The sequence below is a fragment of the Micromonospora thermarum genome (genome assembly GCF_012034245.1).
Lineage (GTDB): Bacteria > Actinomycetota > Actinomycetes > Mycobacteriales > Micromonosporaceae > Micromonospora > Micromonospora thermarum.
This window is the reverse complement of sequence record NZ_JAATEO010000085.1, coordinates 1-1,438: the sequence shown is the minus strand read 5'-3', so window position 1 is coordinate 1,438 and position 1,438 is coordinate 1. Positions and strand designations below refer to the sequence as shown.

The following is a 1,438-nucleotide window of genomic DNA, read 5'->3' as shown; positions in this document are numbered from 1 at the left end:
GGCTCTTCGAACTTGAGCGGGGTTCGCGGCTGAGCCGACCCGAGCGTGAAGGGCTCGCAGCCCGTCGGTGATCATCTGAGTGTCTAGTTCGGATGGTCACAAGTGAAGAGCTGCGAGCATGGTCAACGATACGACCCGGCTGTTAGGCCTGGACGGCCTGGTCGCTGAGCGGGTCGAGCTGGACGTCACCGGCGTCCCGGTGGTGGACCTGTCCACCGGCTGTGAGCAGGCACGATGCTGCCCGCAGTGCGGGCAGCGTGCGCTGAAGGTGAAGCAGTGGACCACAACCCGGCCGCGGGACCTGCCAGTCGGAGGCCGGACGGTACGACTGCGCTGGCGCAAACGTCGCTGGTACTGCCCGACCCCGGCCTGTCCGCGCAAGTCGTTCACCGAGCAGGTCGCGCAGGTCCCGGCCCGTGCCCGGCTGACCAGCCGGCTGCGACAGGCGGCCGGGGCGGCGGTCGCCGACGCGGGTCGCACGATCGTGCAGGCCGCCCGGGACCACGGCATCTCCTGGCCGGTCGTCGCTGCCGCGTTCACCGCCCACGCGAGCGCGGTGTTGCCGGCCGAACCGGAGCCGGTCGCGGTGCTCGGCATCGACGAGGTTCGCCGCGGCAAGCCGCACTGGATCTGGAACGCCCACGCTGGTTCGTGGACCGTGACTGCGGACCGCTGGCACGTCGGCTTCTGCGATCTGTCTGGTGGTCAAGGGCTGCTCGCGCAGGTCGAAGGCCGTACCACGGCGGCGGTGACCGGCTGGCTGACCGCCCGCCCGCCGGCCTGGCGTGAGCAGGTCCAGGCGGTGGCGATCGACATGTGCACCGTGTTCAAGTCCGCGATCCGGCAGGTGTTACCGCACGCAGTGCTGGTCGTCGATCACTTCCACATCGTGCAACTGGCCAACCGGGCGGTCACCGAGGTCCGCCGCCGCATGACCCTGACCCAGCGGGGACGCCGCGGTCGCGGCAGCGACCCGGAATGACGGATGCGTAACCGGCTGACCCGCTCGGCCGCCCGGATGCCCGGCAAGCACGTCGACCGCCTCGTCGACACCATCGAGGCCCTCCCCGGCGGCGATCGGTGCTCCGATCCTGGCCGCGTGGAACGCGAAAGAAGACCTGCTCGACCTGCTCGCGGTCGCCCGCACCCAGCCGAGCCGGGAACACATCCACCGGCTGCTGCACCGCTTCTACGCCCGCTGCGCCGCCTCTGACCTGCCCGAACTCCACCGGCTCGCCACCACGATCGAGACCTGGTGGCCACAAATACTGGCGTTCCTGACCACCGGCATCACCAACGCCGGCTCGGAAGGAACCAACCGCGTCATAAAGACCATCGCCCGCGACGCCTACGGCTTCCGAAACCCCGAAAACCAACGCCTACGCACCCGCACCGCCACCACCCGACGCCACCGCGGACACCTCAACCCCGCTTAATT

Annotated in this window: 1 pseudogene; it reads left to right on the top strand. The window is 69.7% G+C overall.

Features of this window, described 5'->3' with window-relative positions:
* Window positions 1-118 precede the first annotated feature (118 nt).
* Window positions 119-1,436, top strand: a pseudogene (locus HCJ94_RS29280) (ISL3 family transposase).
* Window positions 1,437-1,438 lie beyond the last annotated feature (2 nt).